General features: G+C 45.5%; 25 protein-coding genes and 2 riboswitches. Of the genes, 10 read left to right on the forward strand and 15 right to left on the reverse strand.

The annotated features are described in order from the left end of the window. The first annotated feature begins 287 nt into the window (after window positions 1–287). Together QMA04_RS03190 and QMA04_RS03195 are read left to right on the forward strand one after the other, a co-directional pair. Entirely contained in the window at window positions 288–2,411 is a 2,124-nt protein-coding gene (locus tag QMA04_RS03190) for an ATP-dependent helicase (RefSeq protein ID WP_290183932.1), read from the forward strand. Between the two features lie 53 nt (window positions 2,412–2,464). After that, on the forward strand, window positions 2,465–3,733 hold the full coding sequence (locus QMA04_RS03195) for an MDR family MFS transporter (protein WP_290183933.1): 1,269 nt from the start codon (window positions 2,465–2,467) through the stop codon (window positions 3,731–3,733). An 18-nt stretch (window positions 3,734–3,751) separates the two neighbouring features. Here the strand turns inward: QMA04_RS03195 and QMA04_RS03200 are convergent, their stop codons facing one another. Further along, window positions 3,752–4,063, reverse strand: a complete 312-nt coding sequence (locus QMA04_RS03200; RefSeq protein WP_191715034.1) for a DUF3243 domain-containing protein — start codon at window positions 4,061–4,063, stop codon at window positions 3,752–3,754. A 160-nt stretch (window positions 4,064–4,223) separates the two neighbouring features. Between QMA04_RS03200 and QMA04_RS03205 the strand changes: the two genes are divergently transcribed. Beyond that, complete coding sequence (locus QMA04_RS03205; RefSeq protein ID WP_191715035.1) at window positions 4,224–5,087, forward strand: VLRF1 family aeRF1-type release factor; 864 nt, start codon at window positions 4,224–4,226, stop codon at window positions 5,085–5,087. A gap of 31 nt (window positions 5,088–5,118) precedes the next feature. Here QMA04_RS03205 and QMA04_RS03210 read toward each other — a convergent pair whose 3' ends face one another. After that, window positions 5,119–5,799, reverse strand: a complete 681-nt coding sequence (locus tag QMA04_RS03210) for a (2Fe-2S)-binding protein (protein ID WP_191715036.1) — start codon at window positions 5,797–5,799, stop codon at window positions 5,119–5,121. Between the two features lie 142 nt (window positions 5,800–5,941). Here QMA04_RS03210 and QMA04_RS03215 point away from each other — a divergent pair, with 142 nt between their 5' ends. After that, entirely contained in the window at window positions 5,942–6,304 is a 363-nt protein-coding gene (locus QMA04_RS03215; protein WP_203338960.1) for a VOC family protein, read from the forward strand. A gap of 48 nt (window positions 6,305–6,352) precedes the next feature. Here the strand turns inward: QMA04_RS03215 and QMA04_RS03220 are convergent, their stop codons facing one another. Both QMA04_RS03220 and QMA04_RS03225 read right to left on the reverse strand, forming a co-directional pair. Beyond that, complete coding sequence (locus tag QMA04_RS03220) at window positions 6,353–6,997, reverse strand: hypothetical protein (protein WP_203338961.1); 645 nt, start codon at window positions 6,995–6,997, stop codon at window positions 6,353–6,355. After that, complete coding sequence (locus QMA04_RS03225; RefSeq protein ID WP_191715039.1) at window positions 6,997–7,827, reverse strand: ABC transporter ATP-binding protein; 831 nt, start codon at window positions 7,825–7,827, stop codon at window positions 6,997–6,999. The genes QMA04_RS03220 and QMA04_RS03225 overlap by 1 nt, the downstream gene beginning before the upstream one ends. Window positions 7,828–8,019: 192 nt before the next feature. Here QMA04_RS03225 and QMA04_RS03230 point away from each other — a divergent pair, with 192 nt between their 5' ends. Together QMA04_RS03230 and QMA04_RS03235 are read left to right on the forward strand one after the other, a co-directional pair. Next, on the forward strand, window positions 8,020–8,997 hold the full coding sequence (locus QMA04_RS03230) for an ABC transporter substrate-binding protein (RefSeq protein ID WP_191715040.1): 978 nt from the start codon (window positions 8,020–8,022) through the stop codon (window positions 8,995–8,997). After that, a complete protein-coding gene (locus QMA04_RS03235) occupies window positions 8,997–10,958 on the forward strand; it encodes an iron ABC transporter permease (protein ID WP_290183934.1) in 1,962 nt (653 codons plus the stop codon). The genes QMA04_RS03230 and QMA04_RS03235 overlap by 1 nt, the downstream gene beginning before the upstream one ends. Before the next feature lie 101 nt (window positions 10,959–11,059). Here the strand turns inward: QMA04_RS03235 and hmpA (QMA04_RS03240) are convergent, their stop codons facing one another. Together hmpA (QMA04_RS03240) and hmpA (QMA04_RS03245) are read right to left on the reverse strand one after the other, a co-directional pair. Continuing rightward, complete coding sequence (gene hmpA / locus QMA04_RS03240; RefSeq protein ID WP_290183935.1) at window positions 11,060–12,241, reverse strand: NO-inducible flavohemoprotein; 1,182 nt, start codon at window positions 12,239–12,241, stop codon at window positions 11,060–11,062. A gap of 381 nt (window positions 12,242–12,622) precedes the next feature. Continuing rightward, a complete protein-coding gene (gene hmpA, locus QMA04_RS03245) occupies window positions 12,623–13,807 on the reverse strand; it encodes an NO-inducible flavohemoprotein (RefSeq protein WP_290183937.1) in 1,185 nt (394 codons plus the stop codon). 98 nt (window positions 13,808–13,905) lie between these two features. Between hmpA (QMA04_RS03245) and QMA04_RS03250 the strand changes: the two genes are divergently transcribed. Further along, window positions 13,906–14,340 carry an RrF2 family transcriptional regulator gene (locus QMA04_RS03250; protein ID WP_191715043.1) on the forward strand — a complete coding sequence of 145 codons (435 nt, stop codon included), beginning with the start codon at window positions 13,906–13,908 and terminating at the stop codon, window positions 14,338–14,340. 32 nt (window positions 14,341–14,372) lie between these two features. Here the strand turns inward: QMA04_RS03250 and QMA04_RS03255 are convergent, their stop codons facing one another. From QMA04_RS03255 to QMA04_RS03265, 3 genes are all read right to left on the reverse strand, one after another. Next, window positions 14,373–14,795 carry a pyridoxamine 5'-phosphate oxidase family protein gene (locus tag QMA04_RS03255; protein WP_191715044.1) on the reverse strand — a complete coding sequence of 141 codons (423 nt, stop codon included), beginning with the start codon at window positions 14,793–14,795 and terminating at the stop codon, window positions 14,373–14,375. 119 nt (window positions 14,796–14,914) lie between these two features. Next, entirely contained in the window at window positions 14,915–15,808 is an 894-nt protein-coding gene (locus QMA04_RS03260) for an EamA family transporter (protein WP_191715045.1), read from the reverse strand. A 106-nt stretch (window positions 15,809–15,914) separates the two neighbouring features. Next, window positions 15,915–16,145 carry a hypothetical protein gene (locus QMA04_RS03265; protein ID WP_191715046.1) on the reverse strand — a complete coding sequence of 77 codons (231 nt, stop codon included), beginning with the start codon at window positions 16,143–16,145 and terminating at the stop codon, window positions 15,915–15,917. A 233-nt stretch (window positions 16,146–16,378) separates the two neighbouring features. Between QMA04_RS03265 and QMA04_RS03270 the strand changes: the two genes are divergently transcribed. Further along, window positions 16,379–17,398, forward strand: a complete 1,020-nt coding sequence (locus QMA04_RS03270) for an STAS domain-containing protein (protein ID WP_191715047.1) — start codon at window positions 16,379–16,381, stop codon at window positions 17,396–17,398. Window positions 17,399–17,792: 394 nt separating this feature from the next. Here the strand turns inward: QMA04_RS03270 and pepT are convergent, their stop codons facing one another. From pepT to QMA04_RS03300, 6 genes are all read right to left on the reverse strand, one after another. Next, on the reverse strand, window positions 17,793–19,010 hold the full coding sequence (pepT, locus tag QMA04_RS03275; RefSeq protein ID WP_290183938.1) for a peptidase T: 1,218 nt from the start codon (window positions 19,008–19,010) through the stop codon (window positions 17,793–17,795). Window positions 19,011–19,120: 110 nt separating this feature from the next. After that, window positions 19,121–20,326 (reverse strand): M20 family metallopeptidase, encoded by a 1,206-nt coding sequence (locus tag QMA04_RS03280; RefSeq protein ID WP_290183939.1) that lies wholly within the window; start codon window positions 20,324–20,326, stop codon window positions 19,121–19,123. Window positions 20,327–20,354: 28 nt separating this feature from the next. Next, window positions 20,355–21,188, reverse strand: coding sequence for a MetQ/NlpA family ABC transporter substrate-binding protein (locus QMA04_RS03285; RefSeq protein ID WP_191715050.1), 834 nt, complete (start codon window positions 21,186–21,188; stop codon window positions 20,355–20,357). A 40-nt stretch (window positions 21,189–21,228) separates the two neighbouring features. Beyond that, a complete protein-coding gene (locus QMA04_RS03290; RefSeq protein WP_290183941.1) occupies window positions 21,229–21,879 on the reverse strand; it encodes a methionine ABC transporter permease in 651 nt (216 codons plus the stop codon). Further along, window positions 21,869–22,900 (reverse strand): methionine ABC transporter ATP-binding protein, encoded by a 1,032-nt coding sequence (locus tag QMA04_RS03295; RefSeq protein ID WP_290183942.1) that lies wholly within the window; start codon window positions 22,898–22,900, stop codon window positions 21,869–21,871. Before QMA04_RS03295 ends, QMA04_RS03290 begins: the two co-directional genes overlap by 11 nt. Window positions 22,901–23,035: 135 nt before the next feature. Continuing rightward, a riboswitch (SAM riboswitch) is annotated at window positions 23,036–23,150 on the reverse strand. Window positions 23,151–23,274: 124 nt separating this feature from the next. Next, a complete protein-coding gene (locus tag QMA04_RS03300; RefSeq protein WP_191715053.1) occupies window positions 23,275–23,916 on the reverse strand; it encodes a glycerol-3-phosphate acyltransferase in 642 nt (213 codons plus the stop codon). 134 nt (window positions 23,917–24,050) lie between these two features. Continuing rightward, window positions 24,051–24,167: riboswitch (SAM riboswitch) on the forward strand. 100 nt (window positions 24,168–24,267) lie between these two features. Here QMA04_RS03300 and QMA04_RS03305 point away from each other — a divergent pair. Together QMA04_RS03305 and metX are read left to right on the forward strand one after the other, a co-directional pair. Further along, a complete protein-coding gene (locus QMA04_RS03305; RefSeq protein WP_191715054.1) occupies window positions 24,268–25,560 on the forward strand; it encodes an O-acetylhomoserine aminocarboxypropyltransferase/cysteine synthase family protein in 1,293 nt (430 codons plus the stop codon). 12 nt (window positions 25,561–25,572) lie between these two features. After that, entirely contained in the window at window positions 25,573–26,586 is a 1,014-nt protein-coding gene (gene metX / locus QMA04_RS03310; RefSeq protein ID WP_290183943.1) for a homoserine O-acetyltransferase MetX, read from the forward strand. Window positions 26,587–26,608: the final 22 nt, after the last annotated feature.

Consider the following 26,608-nt stretch of genomic DNA (forward strand, 5'->3'; position numbering starts at 1 on the left):
AGTCTGGACAATATAGAAAAGCGCAGGCAGCCGTGTAGTCCCGACAAGCGCTGGAAGCCTTGCCGGTAATGGCGTTCTGTGCCATTGCTGGAAAGGCTGAAGCGACTCGAGGGACTGGCTGCCGGAGTCTGGACAATGAAGAAAAGCGGAAGTGCCTGTCCAGTTTTGCCGGGCATTAAAACTAAAAAAACATTGTATTTCATCTGCTTGAAGAGAAACGGACCCGTTAATTGGGGTCCGTTTTTGTGTTAATATAAGGGTATTGAAAAATGAAGGAGTCTCTTACAATGAGCCAATTCTTTGAACGCAAAAAACAGGAACTTGGAGTCCAATTAAATAAGATACAACGAAAAGCGGTAGAGCGAACAGAAGGGCCGTTGCTATTGCTCGCTTGCCCGGGATCTGGCAAGACAACGACAATGATTATGCGTATCGGTTACCTCATCGAAGAAAAACGGGTATCGCCGCACCGGATCAAAGCCATTACTTTCAGTAAAGCCTCAGCAAATGACATGCTCGAGCGGTATAAACGGTTTTTCCCTACTTTGCAGCCGATTGATTTTTCGACGATCCATAGCTTAGCGTTTCAGATTACCCGTGATTATTTTTCAGGGTCACGGTACGTCATGATAGAAGGCAGTGAAACGAATGGCCTTCATAAGAAAAAGTTGCTTCGTGAAATGTACCAAACTGAAAATGACGAGCCGATCACTGATGATCAATTGGAGGAATTGATTTCCTTTATCAGTTTTGTCAAAAACAAAATGCTTCCCAGAAAACAGTGGACCAAACTGAAGGAACCTTTTCCAGGAGCCATCGAAATTCTAAAAACATACGAAGCCTTTAAAGAAAACTATGACGTAAGGTTAGTTGATTTTGACGATATGTTATCGCTGGCTTTTGAGGCACTTGATAAGGATAAAACCTTATTGGCAAAATACCAGAATCGCTGGGATTACGTCATGACGGATGAAAGCCAAGATACTTCGTTAATTCAGCATGCCATCGTGGAAAAACTGGTGGCCCGCCATAAAAACCTTTGTGTCGTCGCCGATGATGACCAGTCCATTTATACATGGAGAGCTGCCGAACCGACATATCTGTTGAAGTTCCGAACAGTTTATCCCGATGCTTATATTATGAAAATGGAACGCAATTACCGGTCTTCCCAGAACATTGTCCACACCGCCAACCAATTTATCAAAACCAATACAAAACGCCATGACAAAAATATGTTCACTAAGCAACCCGAAGGCGATCCCATTGTGTTAAAGCGGTTGAGTTCTGAAGAGGCCCAGTTCAAATACCTGATGAAAGAGCTCAAGGAATTAAGTGATTACGGAGATGTAGCCATTCTTTACCGCAACAACTCATCTTCTACGCTGCTGATGAGCGAGCTTGAACGCTTAGGTATCCCTTTTTACATGAAAGATGCCGATAACCGCTTTTTCTCTCATTGGATTGTGGAAGACATGCTGAATTTTATGCGCTTCAGCTTAAAGCCCGAACGCATTGACATCTATTCTAAAGTCGCTTCGAAAACCAATGCCTACTGGTCAGGCAGCCAGCTGAAGATGCTTAGCCGCATGAAACCGACAGGCAAGAATGCTTTTGATGAAATCAATTTGACCATCACTTTGAAAGATTACCAGTTACGCATTTTGGCTGAGCAGAAAAAATGGTTCGCTGCGCTGAATGGCATGAAGCCATTGAAAGTTATCCGAACGATTCGAAGCGAAATGGGCTATGACCAGATGCTGGCAAGCCGAGCCGAAAAATTCGGTATGAAAATGACATACTTGGCACAGATTTTAACGACATTGGAACAAATTGCAGAACCGCTTGAATCCATGACAGCTTTTGCGAAACGTTTGAAACAATTGGAGCAGGTGACGCAGCAGGCTAAGGTTGAAAAAACCGACGATATGCTGACCTTGTCGACTTTCCATAGCTCTAAAGGTTTGGAGTTTGAACGGGTATACATGATTGATTTAGTGGAAGGCGTCATTCCGGCAGAAGAAGATGCGGAAACACCTGATACGTTGGAAGAAGCGCGCCGTCTGTTTTACGTGGGAATGACGAGGGCTAAAAATCATTTGGAACTGATCAGCTACGACAGCGAATCTCGGTTTGTGGGGGAAGTGCGTAACTTGATCATCCCTGAAAAACGGCAAGTGAGCCCACAGCGCACAGCTGTCAAAACACCGATTAAAGTAAAAGTACCGGATAATCCGAATGCCATCGATTCAGAAGATGACTTGCGTGAAGGAGTCCAAGTCCGGCATCGTGTTTTCGGTGCGGGAAAAATTATTGAGCGCGACAAAGAACGGATCTCCATTCAATTCGCCAAAGAGCGAAAAGACTTGATGATCGATATTTGCTTGAGCTACCGATTATTGGAGCTGATGTAACAGCACCTCTGTCAAAACAGTGGTGACATAAAGACGAACGTGGGGAAACGGGAATGAGATTGAAGGATTGGGATCGAAGTTTAAAAGTTCGCCTTGTAGGCGAATTTTTCATGAATACAAGTTATTGGATGGTATTCCCGTTTTTAGCGATATATTTTGCGGAAGAGTTCGGCAAAGGGACAGCGGGTTTGCTGCTGGTGATTTCTCAAGTGTTTTCTGTGGCGGCAAACCTGGTGGGCGGCTATTGCGCGGATCGCTTTGGACGCCGGCGTATGCTGGTGGTGGCTTCCGTCGCTCAAGGATTGTCGTTTCTGATTTTCGCATTTGCCAATTCACCTTGGCTGCAATCTCCAGAACTCGGATTTGTGGCATTTACGCTTGCTGGAATGTGCGGATCTCTTTATTGGCCGGCTAGCCAAGCCATGATTGCGGATGTTGTACCGGAAAAATACCGCAGTGATGTTTTTGCCATTTTCTATACAACCTTGAATATTGCGGTTGTAGTAGGTCCGCTTTTCGGCGCCGTGCTGTTCTTTTCTTACCGTTTTGAATTGTTGTTGGCCGTTACAGCCATTTCGATGATGTTGGGCCTAGTGCTGAGGTTATTGACAAAAGAAACCTTGTCGCAGGCAATGGTGGACAAATGGCAATCCCAAACGGCAACAGGGTGGGTCGGAGCAATTTCGAAACAATTTAAAGAGTATGGACTGATCTTTAAAGACCGGTTGTTTTTATTGTTCATCATCGCAGGAGTTTTAGGAGCCCAGACCTTTATGCAATTGGACTTGCTGATTCCGGTCTACTTGAAAGAAACGATCGACAGCCAGACGGTTGCCTCACTTTTTGGGCGTGAGTGGTCCGTCACAGGAGAAACTTCCTTTGGTATTTTATTAGCTGAAAATGGATTGTTTGTGGCGTTGTTGACGGTGATTATCACCCGGTGGATGACCAAGTTCCCTGAGAAATGGGTGTTCTTCACTTCGGCTGCTTTCTACGGATTGGCAATGTGGCTGTTCCCGTTAACTTCTTGGTTCTGGATGTTCGTGGTTGCGATGGCTGTCTTTACTTTTGCAGAATTGATGGTGGTCGGGCTGCAACAGAACTTCATTTCCAAATTGGCGCCAGAGGACATGCGCGGCCAATATTTCGCAGCGGCGAGTCTGCGGTATACAATTGGCCGGATGATTGCACCTTTATCAATTCCGATGACGGCCTGGTTCGGTTTTGCATGGACGTTTGGTGTGCTGGGCTTGCTTGCGCTTGCCAGCGGTTTTGTTTACTTGTTGATGTTCAAACTCTATGAAAAAAGGCCTTCCCATTGAGGAAGGCCTTTTTATGATTTAGTTTTGCTCTTTCGCCAATTTCACAAGCATGTGTGCGAGCATATGCTGCTGTTCTTTATCGCCAACCTGCCATAAGCGCTGCAATAAATATTCTTCACTGTTTTTCGGATCTTCTTTTTTAGCTAAATATCCAGCTACTTTCTCGGCCAACTGGGCGATGCGTTCTTCACTCAAGCCCATCTTCTCACCGATTTCCACCTTATCGCCCAAGTAATTGATGAATACGGAGAAGTCAGCTAAGATCTGCTCTTTTTTCTTGTCATCTGTGTTCTTTAATTTGTCTTCAACTTGTTTGTTGATGTTTTCCATTCTATTACACACTCCCTTATAGTTTTTTGTCGTACTTTCTATTTACCACTGCTCGAAGATTTTAAACGTTGTTCTGATAATCATTCAGAAGATTCGTTTAAATAAAGTTCTTCAGGGTAATCAAGTAACAAGGATGGAATACAAGGAGGATGATGAATGAATGACTTTATACGACGAAATCCAGGAATTGAAAAGTTTTGAATGTCCAGACCGTTGCGTGTTAAGTGTTTATCTGAATACCAATCCAGCTGATTTGAATGCCCAAAACGGGGCTTGGAAAATCCATCTGAAAAATGGATTAAAACGATTAGACGAATATTTAAAAGCATCCAATGATGAAAAAGAAATGCAGGCTTATAAAACCTTAAGAAAAAAAGTGGAGAAGGAAATTTTGGACAACCAAAACGACCTCCAAAAGGGTGTCGTTATTTTTGCATCACCGCATAATGATCTCTGGTCCGTGCACTATGTGCAAGTTCCAGTTAAAACAAGTTTTCATTGGGAAACTAAGCCAGTTTTAGAAGAGCTTCGATATATGTATAAAGCTTATCCTTACGCGGGCATCATTTTGCCCAGCTTTAAGGGAATCCGTGTAATTGATACTTCAATGGGGATCATCAACGAAGAATTCTTCTATGAGTTTGATGCTGGACTAGAAGTATGGACAGAACAGAAAGGCGTACGCAGTTCCGGCCGTATCCAGGGAAGATCAGGAGCTGGTTCGACTGGCGGTGGTGCAGCTGGCGGCAACAGTCCGGTTATTGGCGGCAGCGGCGGCGGAAGCCCAGTTGATGAGTTGGACCATCGCTTAAAAGAGAATCTCGAACGTTTTTACAAAGACATGGGCAGCAAAATCGAGAAATTGAAGAAAGAACGCAAATGGGAAGAAATCCATGTGGTTGGGGAAGCAGAACATGCCAAATCATTTTCAAAAGCGCTGCAAAAGAAACCGACCAGCTGCGTATATAAAAATTTGATCAACAACGACCCCGGTAAAATCCTTCATGAAGTATTTGAAGTCTAATTAAAACACCTCAGCATTTTGCTGAGGTGTTTTAATTAGGTTTTGGACAAAATGTACAGGTATCAAAAGACGGCAATTCTTTATATAAGCAGCACGTTTTGCGAAGGGGCTTGGAAACGGCTTGCTGCAACGATTTATCACCAAGGAGCTTGGCCATATAAGAAGTTTTGACGGGTTTCCAATTTGCGGAATCCAATAGCCAATCCATATCTTCGGCAGCTTTTCGTGGATCCCGGGACTCCATTCCGGCGTAAAACCATAGAACTGAGCCCAGCACATTCTCCCAGCAAGTGATGGGGGATATTTTTATGTATGTCTTGAATTCATTCAGCAACTCATCGACTTGCCGGTAGAGAATTTCGTGAAATGCTTGATGTCTTTCATGTGGTGCAATCATTTGGAAATCTGATGATTGTACATGTGTCTGCAGAAGCGGCAAACCGTAGTTATGGACACGATCAAATTGCAGTTCGCGCCAAGGAACCGAAAAATAACCGCCATACTGATGAATCAGCCCGAATTGGGCAGTGACAAACAAGGAATACTGGCGAAAGAAAAAAGATACTGCTACTCCGGCATTATCGGTTCCGCACCAAGTTTTCAATTCTTCGATCATAGCCGGGATGTCTTGGCTGAGCGGTTGTTGCAGGGGGCGGTCCACTGCTACTGATTGGTTGCTCAATGCATAGCGGGCTTGTTGGGGAAGTGTCATCTGAATCACCTCTTTATTTTTCATGCTACGGCAAAATGAGATCGTTTGCAAAGTGATAGGATTATCTTATGGCAAATCTTAAAAACAATTGCATATTCTTTTTAAATTAAATTAGCTAAACTTGTGGAGAGGGAGTGATAAGATGGGATTTTCTATTTTACGAATCGATCACGTACAAGTCGCGGCGCCTGCAGGCGAAGAAGCGGCCGCCAGAGAATTCTACGCTGGCATTCTGGGCATGCTGGAAATTGAAAAACCGGAGCCTCTTAAAGGAAGAGGCGGAGTATGGTTCCAGTTCGGCGAGCAGCAATTGCATGTGGGGGTTGAAGAACCTTTTGCGCCAGCAAAAAAAGCACATCCTGCATTCCGTGTAAGGGGCTACGTTGAACTGAAAGATTATTTGACAGCCAACGATGTTGAAGTGAAGGAAGACGACAGCATTTCCGGAGTCGAACGTTTTTTTATTTTCGATCCATTCGGCAATCGGCTGGAGTTTCTGAAATAAGGACGTGAAAGATACAAAAGGAAAACGCCCTGCTCAACAGCGGGGCGTTTATTTTCGTAAAGGGCAATAAGGGCATTTGTCTGTTTCGGGCAACTCTTTGTAGAGGCAGCATGTGACGCGTTTGTACTCGGCTTGTGACTGTTCCAGACTGTGTCCGTCCAAAAACTGCTTGAAATGCGATTTGCGCATTTCGGGCTGCCAAAATGAATCCGTCAATAAATCCTGGAGATCTTGTTGTGCCTGTGCTGAATCTTCCATGCCATACATCCAGATAACATATCCCCAGATGTTCTCCCACAAAATCAGTTTAGAAACAGGTCCGATTTTTCGGAACTGCTCTACAACTGGCCATCCATATTCCTTTAACACCATTTCGAGGTCGCCTTCCTGGCGTGGCCTCATCCACTTCCCATCCAGTTCGAAAGCAATGCCATATTCGGCGTCAGTCAAATGGATTTCATCGAGCGGGCCTGCCCATACTTGCTGATGTGCCAATAAATAGAGCTGAGCGGACATGAAAAAACCGAAGCGCCGCATGAAGACAGACGTTGCTACGGCTTCAGTGGGTGCTCCGGATTCTTGGCGAACTTTTGCGATCAGTTCAAGAGAACGATTTTCCATACCTTCAGATAAATTCATAAATCCAGTAGCATTCGGTCGGAGATGAACTTGAAAAAGATCGAGTTTCTCCATTATTGGGCACTGCTCAATGCTTGCCGGATTTCAGGAACGATGCAGCGTCCTCTGCCGAACGGAACACAGTGGGGAGTGCCGAATAATGGATCTTTGGATACTTGGCATTCCATTCCGAAGACCGAACGCACCAAGTCACAATTGATGACGTTTTCTGGTGTGCCCTGCCCGAACACTTCACCGTCTTTAATGGCGATAATATTATGTGCATAACGGGAAGCCAGGTTCAAGTCATGAAGAACCATAATAATGGTGCGTCCCTGCGTTTCATTGAGCTCGAACAGCAAATCCAGAATTTCAATTTGATGTGTCATGTCCAGATAAGTAGTCGGCTCGTCCAATAGAATAATCTCTGTGTCCTGTGCAAGCGTCATCGCGATCCAAGCACGCTGGCGCTGGCCACCCGACAATTCATCAACTGGCTTGTCGCGGAATTCATCGACGCGAGTCGCTTTCATAGCGGCTTCAACTTTTTCCGTATCTTCTTCAGTCCAGCGTTTTAGCCACGACTGATGTGGATAACGGCCTTGTTTGACCAAATCATGTACTGTCAGACCTTCCGGTGAAACCGGTGATTGGGGAAGGATGCCCATCTTCTTCGCAACTTCTCGTGAAGACATGTTGTGCACTTCTTTGCCTTCCAATAATATAGAACCTTCTTGAGGTTTAAGTAAACGCGCAATCGAGCGAAGAAGCGTTGACTTGCCGCAGCCGTTGCTGCCGACAAATACCGAAATCTCGCCGCGCGGAATCGATAAATTCAAATTTTCAAAAAGCAGATTATCGGTATAGCCAATTGATAAATCGTTGGTTTTGACCGCTGTTGTCATTGCAGAATTCCTCCATATCTAGTGCTGTAATCTCATTGATAGGATTTTCGTTACCGTTACTATAGCATAAATTCTTATCAAATGAGAACAATTTTCACTACGTTTGCTAGAAAACACTTTACAAATGTGACAGATAGACCTAGAATAAAGACGTATTGAGAATCGTTATCAAAACGCTTGGGGGATTACAAAATGAAACAGCGATTATTACTGGTCATAGCAGCATTTCTTATACTTATATTAGCAGCTTGTTCATCAACTGAAGAAGAAACAGCAACGCCATCGAAAGAAGCGGAGCCAGTGACGATTCAAGGAACCAACGGTGAAGTGACGTTGGATGCGCCAGCTAAAAAAGTGGTTGTTCTTGAATGGACGTATGCGGAAGATTTATTGGCAGTCGGTGTCCAGCCGGCGGGAATGGCCGATATTGCGGAATACGGGGATTACGTAAACATCGAACCGCAATTGGATGAAACCGTTGTCGATGTCGGTGGGCGGCAGGAACCGAATCTGGAAGCCATCGCTGCATTGGAACCGGACTTGATAATTGGTGTAAGCTTCCGCCACGATGCAATGATCGAACAATTGGAGACGATTGCTCCAACTGTCATTTTCAATCCTTATCCTGAAGATGAAAGCATCGATCTGTATCAGGAAATGGAAACGACTTTCCTTGAAATCGCTAAAGCGGTAGGAAAGACAGCCGAGGGCGAACAGGTCTTGACTGACCTGGAAGCGCAATATGAAGAAAAGGCTGCTGAAATTGAAGCGGCGAACTTAAAAACAAAAGATGTTATTTTAACGCTTGCCTACAGCGGAGCACAGGCTCCTGAAATTCGTGTCTTTACGCCTAACTCAATGGCTTCCATCATTTTAGAGCGTATCGGTCTGAATAATGTCCATCAGCCGGATCAATTTGAAGTCTTTGGTTCCAGCACATTCAATGTAGAAGGATTGGTGAAATACGAAGATGCCAACTACCTCTATACAGTTCCTGACACAGACAATATTTATGAAAACCAGCTTAAAGGAAACCCGGTCTGGGAAAATCTTGCCTTTGTCAAAGAAGGCCGTACGTATGATTTAGGCGCGGATACGTGGCTTTATGGAGGACCGTTGTCTGCTGAAACATTGATGAACCAAATCACTGATGTGTTGGTGACTGACTAATGCTCCGAAGATTAATGAACAAGTCCACTGTCTCTCTGACAGCGGGCTTTTTCCTGCTTATTGCGCTGTCTATTATCCATTTGACACAAGGACAGGCTGATTACACCGTTAAGGAATTGCTGACAGGCGTGTGGACAGAGGGAAGAATTCAGGACATTGTGGTCTCGTTCCGGCTTCCGCGCCTTGTCATCGGCTTGCTTGCCGGTGGAGCTTTAGCTGTGTCAGGAGCGGTTCTTCAAACCTTGACGAACAATCCATTGGCGTCTCCGGGGACATTGGGCATCAATGCCGGAGCATTTTTCTTTGTTGTTATTTCCACCATTTTTTTTCCGGGTTTGGTCGGTGGATTTCCGTTCATCACGGCTCTATTAGGGGCGGTACTCTCTTCTTTAATGGTTGTCGGACTTGCCGGCAAACAAATGGAACCGGTGCGTGTGGCGTTGACCGGGATGATCATCTCGCTGCTTTTTGCTTCGATTACAGGAGCGCTTCAATTATTATTTGAAAATCAAACTAATGGCTTGTTCTTATGGGGTTCAGGAACCTTGGTCCAATTGAATTGGGAAGGCGTCAAATTTGCGGCACCAGTGATTCTGCTGATGTTTATTGGTGCGTTGTTGTTGGCTAAACCAATGGATATTTTATCGCTGGGAGAAGACATTGCGTCTTCCCTTGGGCAAAATGTCCGGTTGGTGAAACTTGTCTCATGGGGCGTCGCCATCGTATTGGCGGCTGCGACAGTCAGTGTAGTGGGGCCGATTGGTTTTATCGGCCTGATGGCGCCTCACATTGTCCGGATGATGGGCATACGCGGGCATCTCCAGATCTTCATCCATTCCTTTATTTGGGGCAGTGTCTTTTTAATCGGTGCTGACGTGTTGGGAAGGTTGATCCAGCCTGGCCAGGAAGTGCCGGTAGGGGCGATGACTGCATTGGTCGGTGGCCCTTGGCTTTTGTATTTGGCATGGCGCACGGCCAAATCGATGAAGCACGGAGAGCGGCAAATGGGCGGCACCACGAAGCCAATCCGCTTGAAGTTCATTGTACCGATTTTGGTAGTAATTATTTTAGGGATTACGGTGCTGGCATTAAGCTTTAACGGTTCTGCCTGGACATTCGCCTGGATGGAGCCGGTTGTCTGGAATTTCCGGGTGCCGCGTGTTTTGACTTCCTTCATTGTAGGAGTGATGCTGGCAATCACTGGCGTCATACTGCAAGGCGTGCTGCGAAATCCATTGGCTGATGCCAGTGTGCTCGGGGTTACGTCCATGGCAGGGGCCGGAGCGATGCTGCTATTGGTCATTTTTCCAGCCATTCCGCCTGAATTCATGCCACTTGGTGCAACTGTCGGAGCGGCACTGGCGCTTGGCATCATTCTTGTAACAGCCTGGAAGAATAATTTCCAGCCAATGCTGGTTGCCTTGATGGGCATCGCCATTTCCGCTTTCGGCTCGGCAGCGACACAAGTCTTTATTGTCAAAGCGAAATTGGCAGTGGCCAGTGCATTGGTATGGCTGTCAGGAAGTACGTACGGCAAGGGGTGGGAAGATGTCCAATTCGCGTTGATTTTGTTGGCCATTTTCGTATGGCCGGCCATTTATCTGACGCGCAGTCTGGATACACTGACTTTTGGTGATGATGTTGCAGCTGGCCTGGGACTAAACATCCGGTCTACACGCGTGTGGGCACTGATTATCGGGGTCGCCATTTCAACGGTTGCTGTATCGATTGTCGGCACCATCGGCTTTGTAGGGCTGGTGGCTCCGCATATTGCCCGACGCCTGGTTGGTTTCAGGCATTTGCCGCTGATGCTTGCTTCGGGCTTGCTTGGTGGTCTGCTGCTGGTGACGGCTGACTTTGTCGGACGCATCCTGATTGCGCCGAAAGACATTCCGAGCGGCTTGGTCGTGGCATTGATCGGAACCCCTTATCTTCTTTACCTGCTGCGCAAAATGAAATGAAAACAATAAAATAATCGTTAAAAGGACCTGTCAATTTGACAGGTCCTTTTAATTTGAATATACAAGCTGTCCGATGAATGAACGGACAGCTTGTTGTTGAATTATGCTGTTTGCAAAGCTACGGCTGGACCGAAGAATTCAAAGTGGATCTGTTCTTCTTTCATGCCAAGTGACCGAAGTTCTTGGATCATGGCTTCCATGAAAGGCACGGGACCGCATACATAGACATCGCCTGTGATGTCGACATATTCTTCTAATAGCGCTCGTGTAATATAGCCTTGGGGCTGATCGGAATAAAGCGTTTTATAGCTCGCATTATCCATAGCTGCAACGTATTTTTGGATATCTTTATCGAAAGCATGCAAGGTTTCATTGCGCGCTGCATGAAGGAAAGCAGTTGGACGCTCGGGAGTCAATGTAGCCACAGTTTCGAACATGCTCATCATCGGTGTGATGCCGACACCGCCGCTGACAAATGCTACCGGCGTATCTTTTTTAGTATCAAGGACGAATTCTCCAGCAGGCGCGCTGACTTCAAAGCGATCGCCGACATTCAATTCGTCGTGGAGATAGACGGATACACGGCCATTCGGATCGTTGTCCGCATCGCGTTTCACGGAAATGCGGAACTCATCTTCCCGTGCAGCTTGCGAAAGGCTGTACTGGCGGTTGAACAAATACTCTTCACCCGGAATGGACATGCGGACAGAGATGTATTGGCCTGGCTGATAAACCGGAACATTTTTTCCATCAGCTGGCTTCAAATAGAAAGAAGTGATGTTTTCACTTTCTTTCTCTTTGCGGACAATAGTGAACTCTTTAAAGAAGCTCCAGCCGTTTTCTTGCGTTTCCATTTTCTCATACATGTCTTTTTCAACGCCGATAAAGGCATCTGCGATGACGCCGTAAGCCTCTGCCCAGGCATTGATGATGTCATCAGTTGCGGCATCTCCCAATACTTCTTTGATCGCTTTCAACAAATATTCACCGACGATTGGATAATGTTCAGGTTTTATTCCTAAACTTACGTGTTTGTTGGCGATTTGCACAACTGCTGGAAGAATGGCTTCCAAATTGTCGATATGGACGGCTGCGGCATAAACCGTGTTTGCCAATGCAGCCTGTTGACGCCCTTTTTTCTGGTTAGCGTGATTAAAGATATTTAAAAGTTCAGGATGCGCTTCAAACATATTTTTGTAGAATACAGTAGTGATTGCTGTTCCGTGCTGTTCCAATACCGGTACTGTGGATTTAATGATTGTTCTTGTCTCTTGTGATAACATGCTCAATCTCTCCTTTTGTTTTCTATATCTTGACTATACGCCCATATCCTTTTTAAAGATATATTTAAAATACATCTTTAAAATTTAGACACATTTAACTTCACAGAAAAGTCACAACACGGAAAAGTGGAAGCGCCCGTGTAGATTTGACGGACATAAGAGAGAAGAGGAATTTGTTCATATTTAATTACATAAAAGAATTGGTCGTTTCTATTTATTGGCTATACTTTCCGATTTCCCAAAAATACTTTCTATTTGGGCAGAAATACTTTCTAATTGCATTAAAATACTTTCCATAACGATTGAAATACTTTATGAAATAACTTCAGCCTCTGGAAAACACAAAAAAAGCCCGGCATAAGCCAGGCCACTGAATCTCCATTAACTATTAGTATTCAAATCCATTGCAGGACCGAAGAACTCATAATGGATCTGCTCTTCCGGAATGCCCATGCCGTGCAGTTCCCGAATCATGATTTCCATGAAAGGCGCCGGTCCGCAGACATAGACGTCACTTGCCGGATCGACGTATTCCTCGAGCATTTCCCGGGTAATAAAACCATTTGGCTCATCAGAGTAGACGGTTTTGTAACGGGCATCGTCCATCATCATGGCATATGCTTGGATATCGTCATCAAATGCTTGCTGCAATGGATTCCGTGCGCCATGAAGGAACGTGGTTGGACGTGCAGGCGTCGAATTTGCCACAGTTTCGAACATGCTCATCATTGGTGTAATCCCTACACCACCACTGATAAATGCAACGGGTGATGTCTTCGTCGCATCGAGGACGAAGACGCCGGCAGGTGCACTCACTTCAATGCGATCGCCCTCGTTGATGCTGCTGTGCAAGTAGTTAGAGACCACTCCATTCGGATCGTTGTCGTTTTCGCGTTTAACGGAAATACGGAATTCATCCGGCTTTGGTGCTTGTGAAAGGCTGTACTGGCGAATCACTAAAAATTCTTCACTAGGCATCGCCAGCCGCACAGAAATGTATTGGCCGGGTGTATAAGGGGGAACATTGGATCCGTCAGCAGGTTTCAAATAAAAGGAAGTAATAACTTCGCTTTCCTTCACTTTCCGGGCGACGATGAAATCCTTAAAGAAGTTCCAACCGTTTTCCTGTTCCGCCGTTTGTTGATACATATCCTTTTCAACACCAATAAAAGCATCAGCAATAACTCCGTAAGCTTCTGCCCAAGCCTCAATAATTTCATCAGTTGCCGCATCACCCAGAACTTCTTTCATCGCTTTCAGCAAATACTCACCGACAATTGGATAATGTTCGGGCAAGACACCGAGAGAAACATGTTTATGGGCAATCTGGACAACTGCCGGAAGAATTTCTTCCAGGTTATCGATATGCACAGCAGCTGCATAAACAGCTTTGGCCAGTGCTGTCTGCTGACGGCCTTGTGCTTGATTGGCATGGTTAAAGATATTCAGCAATTCAGGATGGGCTTCAAAAAGGTTCTTGTAGAACCTTGTCGTAATTGCTACTCCATGTTCCTCCAGTACGGGGACAGTGGATTTAACAATTGTGCGGGTTTCTTCTGATAGCATAATGATCTACTCCTTTTCCAGATAGATTCTATTAGGTTCAATTACTTTGAGACTTCTTGAAAAGCCGTTATAATGAACATGCAGAAGAGGTGAAAAGAATGAGATTGACCATGTATACAGACTTCTCATTACGCGTTTTGATTTATTTAGGCACCAAGGAACCAGATAAACTGACGACGATACAGGAAATTTCTGAAGCATATAATATATCAAAAAACCATCTAACGAAAGTTACCTTTGAACTGGGCAAAGCCGGTTTTATTCAGACGGTCAGAGGAAGAGGGGGCGGCATCCGCCTTGCCGACCTTCCACAAAACATCAATGTTGGAACTGTAGTGAGGCGAATGGAAGACGATTTCAATTTGGTGGAATGTTTTGATTCAGCGACTAACCGCTGCCCAATTTCGCCGATTTGCGGTCTGCGCGGTGTTCTGGGCAAAGCTCTTCACGCTTATCTGAGTGTCCTAGATGAATATACACTCGAAGATCTGTTATTCAACAAAGAAGGGCTTCGAGAAATTCTTCAAACATAAAAAACGGCTCAAACAATTGAGCCGTTTTTTATTTACAATTCCAACACTTGCGGCTCTTGTCCCTTTTTATTCATTAAACGGACACGGTCAGGTTTGATGGCTAAAATAATCAAGTTTGGATCGTCGGGCCCTTCAAACCAGCCTTCCAGATGCTCATTCCATACTTTGTCGATCATTTCGCGATCGTCGTTCAGGGACATGCTGCCTTCGATTTCCAGGAAGGTATCGCCGACCCCTTCGCCGTCATAGCCTAAAAGAATATGGGCATGCGGATTCGCTTCCAGTTCATCTACTTTTTGTGTCTTTTTACTTGTTGCCGTATAGAGTGTGAAATCATCGTTAAAAAAAGTCATATAGCGAGAATGGGGTTTGTTTCCTTTAATTGTTGCTAAAGTACCGATGTAACTGTCCTCTAAAATCTTTAATGCTGCTTTTTTTACGTCTTCCTGATTCATCCATACCACTCCTTTTGTCTTTGTACTTATCTATTCCTTTTTAAGTCCGAACTAAACATAAAGCCAATTACGGCAGACGGAATAAAAAAGCATGAAAAAAAGCCTGCTATGCAGCAGGCTTAAATCTGTTCGACTATTTTGGGCGTCCGATTAAATACACTTGGCAGCACCATGCCGATTAAGATAATGAAAATCCCAACAATTTGAAGAGGTGATAGCACTTCGTTAAGGATAAGAACCGATGCGATTACAGCGACCGGCAGTTCCATGGCGCTCAATATGGAAGCAATTCCTGAGCCGACGTGCGGCACCGCGACGGAAAAGAAATAGATGGGCATGATGATACCGAAAAATCCGAGCAACAATCCGTAAACCCATAGGCCCTCATTGAACAATTGCCCGTTCCAAACGATCTCAGGTGTTTGGAACAGGCCGACAACGATTGCTGCAAAGAGTGATACGTAAAAAAGGCGGGCTGACGTATCCATGCCTTCGATCTGCTTGCCGTTGACAAACATGAACGCTGAAAAACAAAAAGCCGCAGCCATTCCCCAAGCCCATCCTTGCCAAGGAATGCCGCTCAAGTCGGTTCCGATAATGCCGGCTGCCAATAAGGTGCCGGCAAATAAAAAGATCAATGAAATGACTTCTGTCCGTTTCAGCCATCTGCGATGGACAATGCAATCGAGGAACATGCCGATCCAAGTAAATTGGAACAACAGGACTACAGCAAGTGAAGCCGGCAGGTAGTTAAGCGAATGCGCATAGACCATCCCGGTAGCAGCTGTAAAACTGCCTGACAGAACCAAAATCTTCCATCCTTTAATTCTGGGCATTTTGCGTTGGGTAATAAAAAATAAAAGAGCCGCTAAAACGAACCCTATAAAGTATTGAGCGGTTACTGCTTCTGCAGCAGTAAATCCATTTTTCATAGCCACTTTGATAATGGTCGAAAGCACACCGTAGCAGCTTGCTGCTATGACTACCATAAGTGGATAAATCCAGTTTTTCATCTTCATTCACTCCTGTTCAAATGAGAAGCATAGCATAAAAAGACCGCTGAGCATAGCCTCAGCGGTCTTTTTTGAAAGCATTCACTTTTACGAAAATTCATATTGATTACTCAGGAAACTTCTCTTCGCTGGAAGAATTATTCTTCGTGGCACGCGGATTTTTTTCTTCCTGCTGTTCCTGTTTTAAATCTTCAATCGGAATGGTATCGACATTCATTTCCTCTTCATGCATTTCGGAAAGGCTTTTTTTATCTGTTTTTGACTGTTCTGGATTATCCATAGAAGCACCGTCTCTTGTTTTGCGGTCTTCCTGATCGAATGGTTTTTTGTCTGACATGTAAAGCACCTCTTCCTTTTAGTGTTATTCTCTGTATTCCTTTAAAGAAATTTTTTAAAACATGAAGCTTATTGGCGTTTCCTGTATTATTGTATGAGCAAGTATGGATATCTAGTAGAATATTTATCTGGATTGGAAAGAAAATTTAAGGAAAGATTAAAAAATAGCATGATGGCCATAAGCTATATAACCAATGTGGTAAAATAGAACCAATGAACGAAAGGGGCTTCAAAATGGATATAAAACCAGCAATAACAGTAGGCGGCTTGAATTTTGAATGGGATTTGGCTGAAGGCCGTTTCTTATTTGAAGGACAGGAATCTGTTCTTTTTTGGACTGCATCAGCCATGAAAATGTTTTTTGATTCCATAGAAGAGATTTCAGGGAAAGACGCGGCAAACGTCGTACTGGAATCAACTGGATTTCGCCAAGGGCTTGTAGTGGGAGAATATTTCCAGGGCATGAAAGGCGTTTCTATAGAAGAGGCTGCAGGCCTGATCACCAATACATATGCATCTGCAGGATGGGGATTAGCGGAAATTAAAGAACTTAACGAAGAAACCCAGACACTTGAAGTGCATCTGAAAAACAGTTGGGAGCACACCATTAACATCGCGCAAAGGAAAGAGCAAGGAGGCAGTTTCCTGCCTGCCCATTATGCAGGTATTTTCTCCTCATTGTTCAAACAGAATATTTGGTATAAAGTTGTCCATCATCAATTGGACGGTTTTGAAGAAAGCGTTATTCAGTATTTCCCTTCGGAAGAGACGATTGAAAAGAACATCCATCATCTGTCCCGTCTGAAAGAAGCGGAAAAAATCAATGAGCTGGAACGATTGGTGGATGAAAAAACGCGGGAACTAAATGAAATGATCAAAGAGATTTCATCCCCGCTCATCCCGGTTCTTGAAGACATTGTAGTGGTTCCGTTATTGGGCAGTTATGATGAAGCGCGGGCAGAAGAGCTGTTAGTGAAAACCTTGCAGAACCTGCCGACGCATAAAGCCAAGTATTTAATATTGGACCTTACCGGATTAAACAACAATTTTACGCAGCCTGCTGCGATGCTGATTGAAAAACTCGGATTGACAGCAGCCATGATCGGGACACAAACGGTATTGGTAGGGATTTCAGCGAAGATGAGCATGACCATTACAGAGTCGGCCATCGATCTGTCGAAATTCAACTGTTTCCAAACCTTGCAGCACGGCATTCATTACGCACTGGCGCAAAACGGAAGAAGTATTATCTAAGAAAAGCGGAAGCGCCTGTCAAGAACCGACAGGCTTAAGGCAGTTTGCCGAAGCGGCATGTTTTCAGCCGCACAGGCAAGCGGACTTAAGACCCCGAGGTTCTAGGCGCTGAAGCTGGACAATAAAGAAAAGCTGATTCGGCCGCTTAGCTCCGACAGGCATAAGATGGATTGGCGAAGCGGCGTGTTTTCAGCCGCACAGCCAAAACAGCTTATGTCCCGAGGAGTTGGCCGCTGAAGCTGGACAAAGAAAAGCGGAAGCGCCCGTGTAGCTCTGCGGAGCATGACCAGGTTGGCTTATGGTTCAAACAACTGTGCGTTGGAGTTTAGAAAAATAAAACTAAATCAAAAAAGGCGTATGGGATCCAGTCCAATACGCCTTTTTGATGCTGTTTTTATTTAGCGGATTTCACGATTTCAATGATGACCTGCGTTGCTTTTTCCATGTTTTCAGCAGAAATGAATTCGTATTTCCCATGATAGTTCTCTCCACCTGTGAAAATGTTTGGAGTGGGAAGACCCATGTAGGACAATTGAGAGCCGTCTGTACCGCCGCGTACAGGCACAATGTCCGGTATGATGCCCAATGCCGTCATTGCACGTTCTGCATTATCGACGATTTCCATGACCGGTTCGATTTTTTCACGCATGTTATAGTATTGATCTTCGATTTCCAAACGCACAGCCTCTTCTCCGTATTGCTGCTGGAGTTTTTCGGCAACTGCCTGCATATGCCGTTTTTTGTCTTCAAATTTTTCTTTGTCGAAATCACGGATGATGTAAGTCAATTCCGCTGTTTCCACATTGCCGATAAAGTTGTTCAAGTGAATGAATCCTTCATAGTTCTCGGTCAATTCAGGAACTTCCTTTTTCGGCATTTCCTCTTGGAATTGAATGGCGACTGTTTGGGCATTCACCATTTTGTTTTTTGCAGATCCCGGATGGACGCTTTTGCCTTGGACAATCAACTTGCCGCTTGCGGCATTAAAGCTTTCGTACTGTAATTCGCCAAGAGGACCGCCGTCCATGGTGTAAGCGTACTTAGCATCAAAGCGCTCCACATCAAATTTATGGGGGCCGCGTCCAATTTCCTCATCAGGTGTAAAAGCAACACGGATGGTTCCGTGTTCAATTTCAGGATGGACATTCAAATATTCCATAGCGGTCATGATTTCAGCAACCCCGGCTTTATTGTCAGCACCGAGAAGAGTTGTCCCGTCTGTGGTAATCAAAGTATGGCCGACGTAATTTTTAAGCGCCGGAAAATCCGATACTGTCATCGCAATGCTGTCGTTCAAGGGGATATCCTGGCCGTCATAATTGTCGATGCGTTGAGGGTTGACGTTTTTTCCGGTAAAGTCTGTTGCGGTATCAACATGTGCCAGGAAACCGATGACCGGAATTTCCCGATCTGTATTGGCAGGCAGTGTACCGAACAGATACCCGGCTTCATCCATGCCGACGTCCGTAAGTCCGATTGTTTTCATTTCCTTTTCCAGTTCATGAAGCAGGTCCCATTGCCCTGCGGTAGAAGGGGTGGATTCGCTATTGAAATCAGATTGTGTATCAATTTTTGCATAACGGACCAGCCGTTCGATCAAGGTTTCCAACATGTAAAATTCCTCCTAAATTAAGTGCTAATCATATTTTAGCATGAAGTAGGAAAATGATGAAAACTCTGGACACAAATAAAAAAACGATGCCCCTTCAGGACATCGCTCCATTACTTCTCTTGTTTTGCTTTCACGGCTTCGGCATGTGCAGCTTTCACCTGATCCAGAAGAACAGTTTCTGTCAGAAGGCGATAGCCGGTATGGGCCAATGCTTTAGCGCCTTTGATCAAAGCTCTGTCGCCATCCTCAGATTTAGCGGCTTCACGGAAATCTTCGGTGTGGGCAATCAAACTTTCAGGGCCGATTTTGATATAGCCATGGGCAGTGGGGACTTCATAGCTGATATTTCCGGCATCGGTGGAACCAAGGCCGGAAATGCGGGAATCTGCCACCGTCTCGCCTTGTGCTTCGAGTTCGCTGCGGACAACTGCATCCAAAGCAGGGGTGATGACCAAATCACGTACTTCATTCTGGAACCGTTCGATTTTCACGGTCGTACCGGTTGCCAGAGCAGCGCCTTCTGCAATCGCCCGGATCTTGCGGGCTGTATCCGATGTTTTCTTCCAGGAATCTCCGCGGATATAGAAACGGGCAGCCGCGTATTCCGGAATGATGTTCGGTGCATCGCCGCCATGGGTGATGATTCCGTGAACCCGAGCGTCAGAAGGCAATTGTTGACGCAATGCATTGATGCTGTTGAACAATTGCAGCACTGCATCCAACGCATTGATGCCTTCTTCAGGCGAGCCTGCTGCATGAGCTGGTTTGCCGTAAAAATGGAATTCCAAGGGATCGACTGCAAGAGAAGGGCCTGTGACAGCCGAATTTCCGGAAGGATGGAGCATCAAAGCAACATCAATGCCTTCGAGCAGGCCGTGTTTGACGAAACTGCCTTTGGCGCTGCCGTTTGGTCCGCCTTCCTCTGCAGGAGTTCCAAGAACAACCACACGGCCGCCGGTTGACTCTAAGATTTCTGCGAGTGCGATGGCCGCAGCAACGCTGGTTGTTCCAATGATATTGTGGCCGCAGGCGTGGCCAATTCCAGGAAGTGCATCATATTCGGCAAGATAAGCAATTGTCGGACCGGGAAGTGTGCTTTCCTTGCTGGCAAAAAAAGCAGTGTAATGCCCGGCGACACTTTTATCGACATTAAATCCAGCGTCTTCAAGCCGTTTAATCAATAACGAACTGGCGAAAATCTCTTGGTTGCCGATTTCCGGGTTTGCGTGGATCGCTTGGCTTGTTTCAATGTAAATCTCGCTCTTGGAATCGATGGACTGGGAAATGGATTGGGCTGCTTCCTTGATAAGTGTCATTGGAGCTCCTCCTAAGTTAGGTTTTGTTTTATTGGTAATCGACCAGTTCATCAACTGTCACGACAGTCGGAATCTGAGCGCCTTTTGTATGTTCGATGATGAAATCAGCTGTGTCTTCTTGCTGATACAATTCAACGATTTTCAAGTAAGCTTCATTATCGGCATCTTCCGCATTTGCGGCAATCAAGTTGATATAAGGGGTAGCTGTATCACTTTCACCGGCAATCGGATCTTCTGTCGGATTCAAGCCGGCATCAACTGCGACACCATTATTGATGACCGATCCTGCGACATCTGGCAAAGCACGAGGGGTATGGCCGGAAACCATCGGCATGATTTCAATGTTTTTTGGATTGTCGATGATATCTTCTGCTGTTCCGGTAAGGCCGGCATCTTCAGAAAGCGTGATCAATCCCGCTTCATCAAGCAGCAACAGGGCACGGCCCATATTGGTGGCTTCGTTCGGCATTGCGATTTGGGAGCCTTCAGGAATTTCGTCAATCGACTCATATTTATCGGAATACAGGCCCATCGGCGCAATTACCGTAGAACCGATCGGAACAATGTCGATATCGTGTTCTGTGACGAATTCATCAAAGTAAGAAATAGTTTGGAATGCATTCAAATCAAGTTCGCCTTCGGCAAGTGCCAGGTTCGGCGCGACATAATCAGAAAAGGTTTGAATCTCCAAATCGATTCCTTCTTTTTCTGCCTTATCAGCAATGTAATCCCAGATAGTAGTATCGGAACCGCTGATGCCAAGCGTCACTTTCGTGTTTCCTTCTGAACTGCTGTCGTCTCCGCAAGCTGCCAAGACCAAAGCTGAAACTGCCAATAATGCGGATGCTGTAATTTTTTTCATGAGTAATTCCTCCAGTTTTTTTCTAGGTTATTTTTATTTTTTAATTGCGTCTGACAGTTCGTGATAATACATTGCCGAGCGATTGGACGCCTTGTACGAGTACGACGAGAATTGCGACGGTGATGAACATCACAAGCGTATCGAATCGTTGGTAACCGTAAGTGATGGCCAAATCGCCAAGGCCTCCGCCCCCGATAGCGCCTGCCATTGCGGACGCTCCGATCAGGCCGACAATCGCAATGGTCAAGGCCAGAACCAGTGAACTCAAAGCCTCAGGAATGAGGAAGCGGAAAATGATCTGTATCGGCGTGGCTCCCATGGCTTGAGCTGCCTCGATGACCCCTTTATCAACTTCCAACAAGGAGTTTTCGATAAGTCTTGCAATATAAGGTCCTGCGTAAAAGACCAGTGGGACGATGGCGGCTGCAGTTCCGATGGACGTGCCGACGATCAGGCGAGTCAACGGAATGATGGCAACCATCAAGATGATGAATGGAACTGAGCGGAATATGTTGATGACGATATTCAATACTTTGGAAACCGGTTCATTTTCCAGCAGATGGCCTTTGCGGGTGACCACCAGCAGGATGCCAAGCGGGAAGCCGATCAATAGGGAAAAGCCGAATGCCGCGCCGGTCATGTAAATGGTTTCCCATAAAGCTTCTAAAATCTGATCGTAGTTAACGGACATAATCATTGACCTCCTCTATATCAATATTGCTTTTCCGGATAGAGGACAAAGCCAATTGGATTTCGCTAGGTTCGCCGGCAAATTCGACGATCAAGTTGCCGTATGGAACACCTTGCAACTCGGTGATGTTGCCGAACAGCACGTTCAAGTCAACTTTAAATTCACGCGAGACACGGGACATGAACGGTTGGCCGACGGAATTTCCTGTAAACTGCAGTCGATAGATCGCGTTATCGCTTTGGGCATTGCGGATTTGCGCAAGCAGGGTTTCCGGAAGTTCATCGTTCATGACAGAACGGACAAACCGTTGGGTGGTCGGCTGCTGCGGATTTGAGAAAATGTCGAAGACGCTGCCTTGTTCGATCACTTTTCCTGCTTCAAGCACAGCCACTTTATCGCAAATTTCCCGGATAACTCCCATCTCATGAGTAATGAGCAGGATGGTGATATTGTATTCTTTATTGATTTTGCGCAATAGGTCCAAAATCGACTTGGTCGTTTGGGGGTCGAGCGCTGATGTTGCCTCATCGCATAACAGAACGGAAGGGTTGGTTGCAAGCGCTCGGGCAATGCCGATGCGTTGCTTTTGTCCGCCTGACAGCTGGTCGGGATATTTTTGTGCCTGATCGGCCAGTCCGACAAAGTCCAGCAGTTGCTTCACTTGTTCATCAATTTCATTTTTCGATGTCTTAGCGAGCAGCAATGGCATCGCGACATTATGGTAAACCGTTTTTGAACTCAACAGATTGAAATGCTGGAAAATCATGCCGATGTCCTTACGGATGGTTCGGATTTCTTTGCTGGATAGAGTGGAAATGTCTTTCCCTTGGATTAAGACGCGTCCTGCAGAAGGACGTTCAAGCAGGTTCACGGTGCGGATCAATGAACTCTTTCCGGCTCCGCTAAAGCCGATGACTCCGTAAATCTCGCCGGTTTCGACGGTCAAATCAATCCCGTTCAAGGCATGGATTTCTTGTTTCCCGGATTGGTAGGTCTTGGCGACGCCTTCGAATTGAATCATGGTGATTGAACCTCCTCATGCTGTAATGGATCTTATTAAATCGACGGTGTCTCACATTCTTCTGAGAAAATGGAAAAGGAGCCCTCTTTTTTCTCATCCATAAGAAAAAAGAGGGCTCCTGTTGAAACCATCTAATTCTCATCTTCCAAATGCTTTAGAGCATCTGCAGGAGTTGGCACAGTTTTTGCTTTTAAACAAATCTGCTGCCGAAACGTCTTAGGGCCTGTCCCTCGGTTTCTCTTGATAAGAAAGTGATGTATGCTATTCGATTCGTGGTTCTTACTTTATGGTGAAATAACAAAAAAGTCAAGGGAATTATTGATATTTATTTCACAATCTTTGAAATGAAGAGAATAATGAGTTTGGAACCGCTTTCAGACTGGTTTTGTTGGTTTCTTTTTGAAAATGGAGGAAACTTTCTTCTCTTCTCCATTTTTTATTCGAATAATATTTTCGCTATGTTTCCATATGGCCATAGCAAATAAGGCACAAGCTGTCAGCAATGGCCATGGTCCGACGGCAGGACCGAAAGCGATAACAAAATAGACTGCGTAAAGGACCAGTACACCAATGACCAAATAATTGGTCGCAAGCGAAACACCGATGAGCAGTGCCAGGCCAACCAGCCCGAGCTTCCAGTCCAGTGCCAGCATGACACCGATCACCGAAGCCGTGCCTTTGCCGCCATTGAAGTTCATATAGAATGGGAAATTATGGCCGAATACGACACCGGCACCTATTATAAATAGAAAAGTCCAAATGATTTCGGGGGAAAAGGCACCCTTTTCCAGCAGAAAACGACAAGCTGCGACAGCGGCAAAGCCTTTAATAATATCGATCAAAGCAACCAGCAAACCGTATTTCCAACCCAGCACGATGGCGGCATTGGAAGCACCGGAATTTTTGACGCCTTCTTTTTTGACATTCACCCCAGATAAAAATTGTGCTGCGAGGGAACCGTGCAAACAACCGATTCCATAGCCTGCGATAAACAACAGCAGAACCCATCCAAGCATATTCATTCCTCCTTCTATACTAGAAGATAACGTTTGGGAAGAAACAAGGTTTCAAAATTTTTTGACTAATAGGGTTGACAAACCTTGTTAAAATTTTTATACTTCTCAACAAGACTAAAAACTAAATTTAATAACTCTTATCAAGAGTGGCGGAGGGATAGGCCCTGTGATGCCCGGCAACCAACAGACGACCATGTCTGGAAAGGTGCTAATTCCTACAGAACCGAACGATAGGTTCTGACAGATGAGAGGAGGTAACTCCGTAATTTACGGCCCTCTTCTTAGCGAAGGGGGCTTTTTGCTGTCCTCTTCGGTGATTTTCATGAATAAAAAAATTAGGGGGAATAGAAAATGACAAACTTAAAACCAGAAACTTTATTGCTGCATGGCGGACAACAGGCGGATCCAACAACAGGATCGAGAGGGGTGCCGATCTACAAAACCACTTCTTATGTGTTTAAAGATACGCAGCATGCACAAGACCTTTTCGGTCTGAAAGACACCGGCAATATCTATTCACGCATCATGAATCCGACAGTTGATGTATTTGAACAGCGCGTGGCGTTATTGGAAGGCGGGACTGCTGCAGTCGCATTATCTTCAGGAATGGCGGCAATTGCGTTCTCCATTTTAAATATTGCTGAAGCAGGAGACGAAATCGTAGCGGACAGCAACCTGTACGGCGGCACTTATAATTTATTCGCCAATACGTTGCCGCGTTACGGCATTAAAACCATATTTGTTGATGCAACCAATCCTGAAAACTTTAGAGCGGCAATCACCGATAAGACAAAAGCGGTATTCGGAGAAATTATCGGCAACCCGAGCCTGAACGTTTTTGATGTAGAGAAAGTAGCGGCAATCGCCCATGAAAACGGGCTTCCCTTATTGATTGACAATACATTTGCTTCACCATATGGCAGCAACCCGATCGAGTTCGGTGCTGATGTGGTCATTCATTCCGCTACAAAATGGATTGGTGGACACGGCACGACCATCGGCGGTGTTGCGGTGGATGCAGGAAAATTCAATTGGGACAATCCACGTTTCCCGAATTACACACAGCCGGATGAAAGCTATCACGGATTGCGTTATGGCATCGATGTACCGGATGCTGCATTTGCGACAAAACTGCGTGTCCAGCTGCTTCGTGACTTCGGTCCTTCATTGAGCCCGGAAAGTGCACATGCCTTGCTCCAAGGACTGGAGACTTTGCACCTGCGTATTCCGAAACACAGCAGCAATGCTCAAATTGTTGCAGACTACTTGAAGCAGCATCCGCAGATCGAATGGGTCAACTTCCTTGGATTTGAAGATCATCCATCACATCAATTGGCTAAAAAATACTTGAAAAATGACGGTTTCGGATCGATTGTCAATTTCGGCATCAAAGGCGGACGGCAGGCGGGCCGCAAAGTAATCGACAGTGTGGCTCTCTGGTCCCATGTTGCGAACGTAGGAGATGCCAAGTCGTTGATCATCCATCCGGCTTCAACTACACATCAGCAGTTAAATGATGAAGAGCTGAAATCGTCGGGTGTAACGGAAGAATTGATCCGCTTATCGGTCGGTTTGGAAAATCCGGAAGATTTAATCGCCGATTTGGAGCAGGCCATTCAGGCCGCAGTTTTGGAAAACGTTTAAGGAGGGATTTGAATGGCGACAGTATCCATTGGCTCATTAACCCTGGATTCAACGAAGACGATAAATCATGTAGAGCTGGCATACGAACGTCATGGAGATGAAAATGCTCCAACTGTGCTGGTCTGCCACGCATTGACGGGCGATCAATATGCAATAGGATCCGAAGAAAACCCGGGATGGTGGGCAGGGTTAATCGGACCAGGCAAGCCGGTGGATACAGATGTTTTTCAAGTGATCACTTTTAACGTGTTGGGAGGCAGCCACGGATCGACAGGCCCACTGACCATTAATCCGGAAACGGGCCAACCATATCGTGCAGACTTTCCGACTCTGACGATACGTGATATGGTTCGCGCAGAATACTATGCATTGCAGAAATTGGGGATCAACCATCTTGCAGGAGTTTTGGGAGGTTCGCTTGGAGGCATGAAGGCCCTGGAATGGGGGAAACTGTACCCGGAATTTGTGGATGCAATTCTCCCCCTGGCCGTTACTCCCTACTACAGCGATTACGGTTTGGCTTTCAATCATATCGGTATTCAAGCCATAGAAAGCGACAGAGATTTTAATGGCGGAAATTATGAAAGCTCAGCTGACCTGAAAGGATTTCAAGTAGCCCGTATGGCTGGTATGGTCACATATCGCAGCGGGAATATGTTCAATCAGCGCTTTGGACGCAGCAAAGCCGGAGAAGAATTCAATGTGCAGTCTTATTTGAATTACCAAGGGAAGAAGTTGGCGGGGCGGTTTGATGCCAATAGCTACCTGTTGCTGCTGAAAGCAATGAACACACACGATATCGGAGAAACCATTCTTGATGTTCCGGTTTATGCTCTATCATTTACGCATGACTTGCTGTATCCGAGTGAATTGCTGGTTCCTTGGCTTGAAGAGCAAAAGGATGTGAGTTGGGAAATCATTGAAACCGAATTTGGCCACGATGGTTTTCTTGTGGAATTTGAAAAATGGGGCGGCTTTATCGAAGAAAAATTAAAAAGCTTATTAGTGCCAGAGCTTACCCGCTAAGCGGGATTCGATGAAAAAGCAC

The sequence above is a fragment of the Planococcus sp. APC 3900 genome, assembly GCF_030407735.1.
GTDB classification, from domain to species: domain Bacteria; phylum Bacillota; class Bacilli; order Bacillales_A; family Planococcaceae; genus Planococcus; species Planococcus notacanthi.

Excerpts from the sequence above, each read along its gene's own strand:
- QMA04_RS03230 (WP_191715040.1), top strand. The coding sequence starts at position 8,020 with ATGAAACAGCGATTATTACTGGTCATAGCAGCATTTCTTATACTTATA.
- pepT (WP_290183938.1), bottom strand. The coding sequence starts at position 19,010 with ATGTTGGAAACCTTGATCGAACGGCTGGTCCGTTATGCAAAAATTGAT.
- hmpA (WP_290183935.1), bottom strand. The coding sequence starts at position 12,241 with ATGTTATCACAAGAGACAAGAACAATCATTAAATCCACAGTACCGGTA.
- QMA04_RS03195 (WP_290183933.1), top strand. The coding sequence starts at position 2,465 with ATGAGATTGAAGGATTGGGATCGAAGTTTAAAAGTTCGCCTTGTAGGC.
- QMA04_RS03285 (WP_191715050.1), bottom strand. The coding sequence starts at position 21,188 with ATGAAAAAAATTACAGCATCCGCATTATTGGCAGTTTCAGCTTTGGTC.
- QMA04_RS03300 (WP_191715053.1), bottom strand. The coding sequence starts at position 23,916 with ATGCTTGGATGGGTTCTGCTGTTGTTTATCGCAGGCTATGGAATCGGT.
- QMA04_RS03255 (WP_191715044.1), bottom strand. The coding sequence starts at position 14,795 with ATGAATCAGGAAGACGTAAAAAAAGCAGCATTAAAGATTTTAGAGGAC.
- QMA04_RS03280 (WP_290183939.1), bottom strand. The coding sequence starts at position 20,326 with ATGACACTTATCAAGGAAGCAGCCCAATCCATTTCCCAGTCCATCGAT.
- QMA04_RS03305 (WP_191715054.1), top strand. The coding sequence starts at position 24,268 with ATGACAAACTTAAAACCAGAAACTTTATTGCTGCATGGCGGACAACAG.
- QMA04_RS03290 (WP_290183941.1), bottom strand. The coding sequence starts at position 21,879 with ATGTCCGTTAACTACGATCAGATTTTAGAAGCTTTATGGGAAACCATT.
- QMA04_RS03200 (WP_191715034.1), bottom strand. The coding sequence starts at position 4,063 with ATGGAAAACATCAACAAACAAGTTGAAGACAAATTAAAGAACACAGAT.
- QMA04_RS03250 (WP_191715043.1), top strand. The coding sequence starts at position 13,906 with ATGAGATTGACCATGTATACAGACTTCTCATTACGCGTTTTGATTTAT.
- QMA04_RS03220 (WP_203338961.1), bottom strand. The coding sequence starts at position 6,997 with ATGGAGAAACTCGATCTTTTTCAAGTTCATCTCCGACCGAATGCTACT.
- QMA04_RS03295 (WP_290183942.1), bottom strand. The coding sequence starts at position 22,900 with ATGATTCAATTCGAAGGCGTCGCCAAGACCTACCAATCCGGGAAACAA.
- QMA04_RS03265 (WP_191715046.1), bottom strand. The coding sequence starts at position 16,145 with ATGTCAGACAAAAAACCATTCGATCAGGAAGACCGCAAAACAAGAGAC.
- QMA04_RS03225 (WP_191715039.1), bottom strand. The coding sequence starts at position 7,827 with ATGACAACAGCGGTCAAAACCAACGATTTATCAATTGGCTATACCGAT.
- hmpA (WP_290183937.1), bottom strand. The coding sequence starts at position 13,807 with ATGCTATCAGAAGAAACCCGCACAATTGTTAAATCCACTGTCCCCGTA.
- metX (WP_290183943.1), top strand. The coding sequence starts at position 25,573 with ATGGCGACAGTATCCATTGGCTCATTAACCCTGGATTCAACGAAGACG.
- QMA04_RS03215 (WP_203338960.1), top strand. The coding sequence starts at position 5,942 with ATGGGATTTTCTATTTTACGAATCGATCACGTACAAGTCGCGGCGCCT.
- QMA04_RS03210 (WP_191715036.1), bottom strand. The coding sequence starts at position 5,799 with ATGACACTTCCCCAACAAGCCCGCTATGCATTGAGCAACCAATCAGTA.
- QMA04_RS03190 (WP_290183932.1), top strand. The coding sequence starts at position 288 with ATGAGCCAATTCTTTGAACGCAAAAAACAGGAACTTGGAGTCCAATTA.
- QMA04_RS03235 (WP_290183934.1), top strand. The coding sequence starts at position 8,997 with ATGCTCCGAAGATTAATGAACAAGTCCACTGTCTCTCTGACAGCGGGC.
- QMA04_RS03270 (WP_191715047.1), top strand. The coding sequence starts at position 16,379 with ATGGATATAAAACCAGCAATAACAGTAGGCGGCTTGAATTTTGAATGG.
- QMA04_RS03260 (WP_191715045.1), bottom strand. The coding sequence starts at position 15,808 with ATGAAAAACTGGATTTATCCACTTATGGTAGTCATAGCAGCAAGCTGC.
- QMA04_RS03205 (WP_191715035.1), top strand. The coding sequence starts at position 4,224 with ATGACTTTATACGACGAAATCCAGGAATTGAAAAGTTTTGAATGTCCA.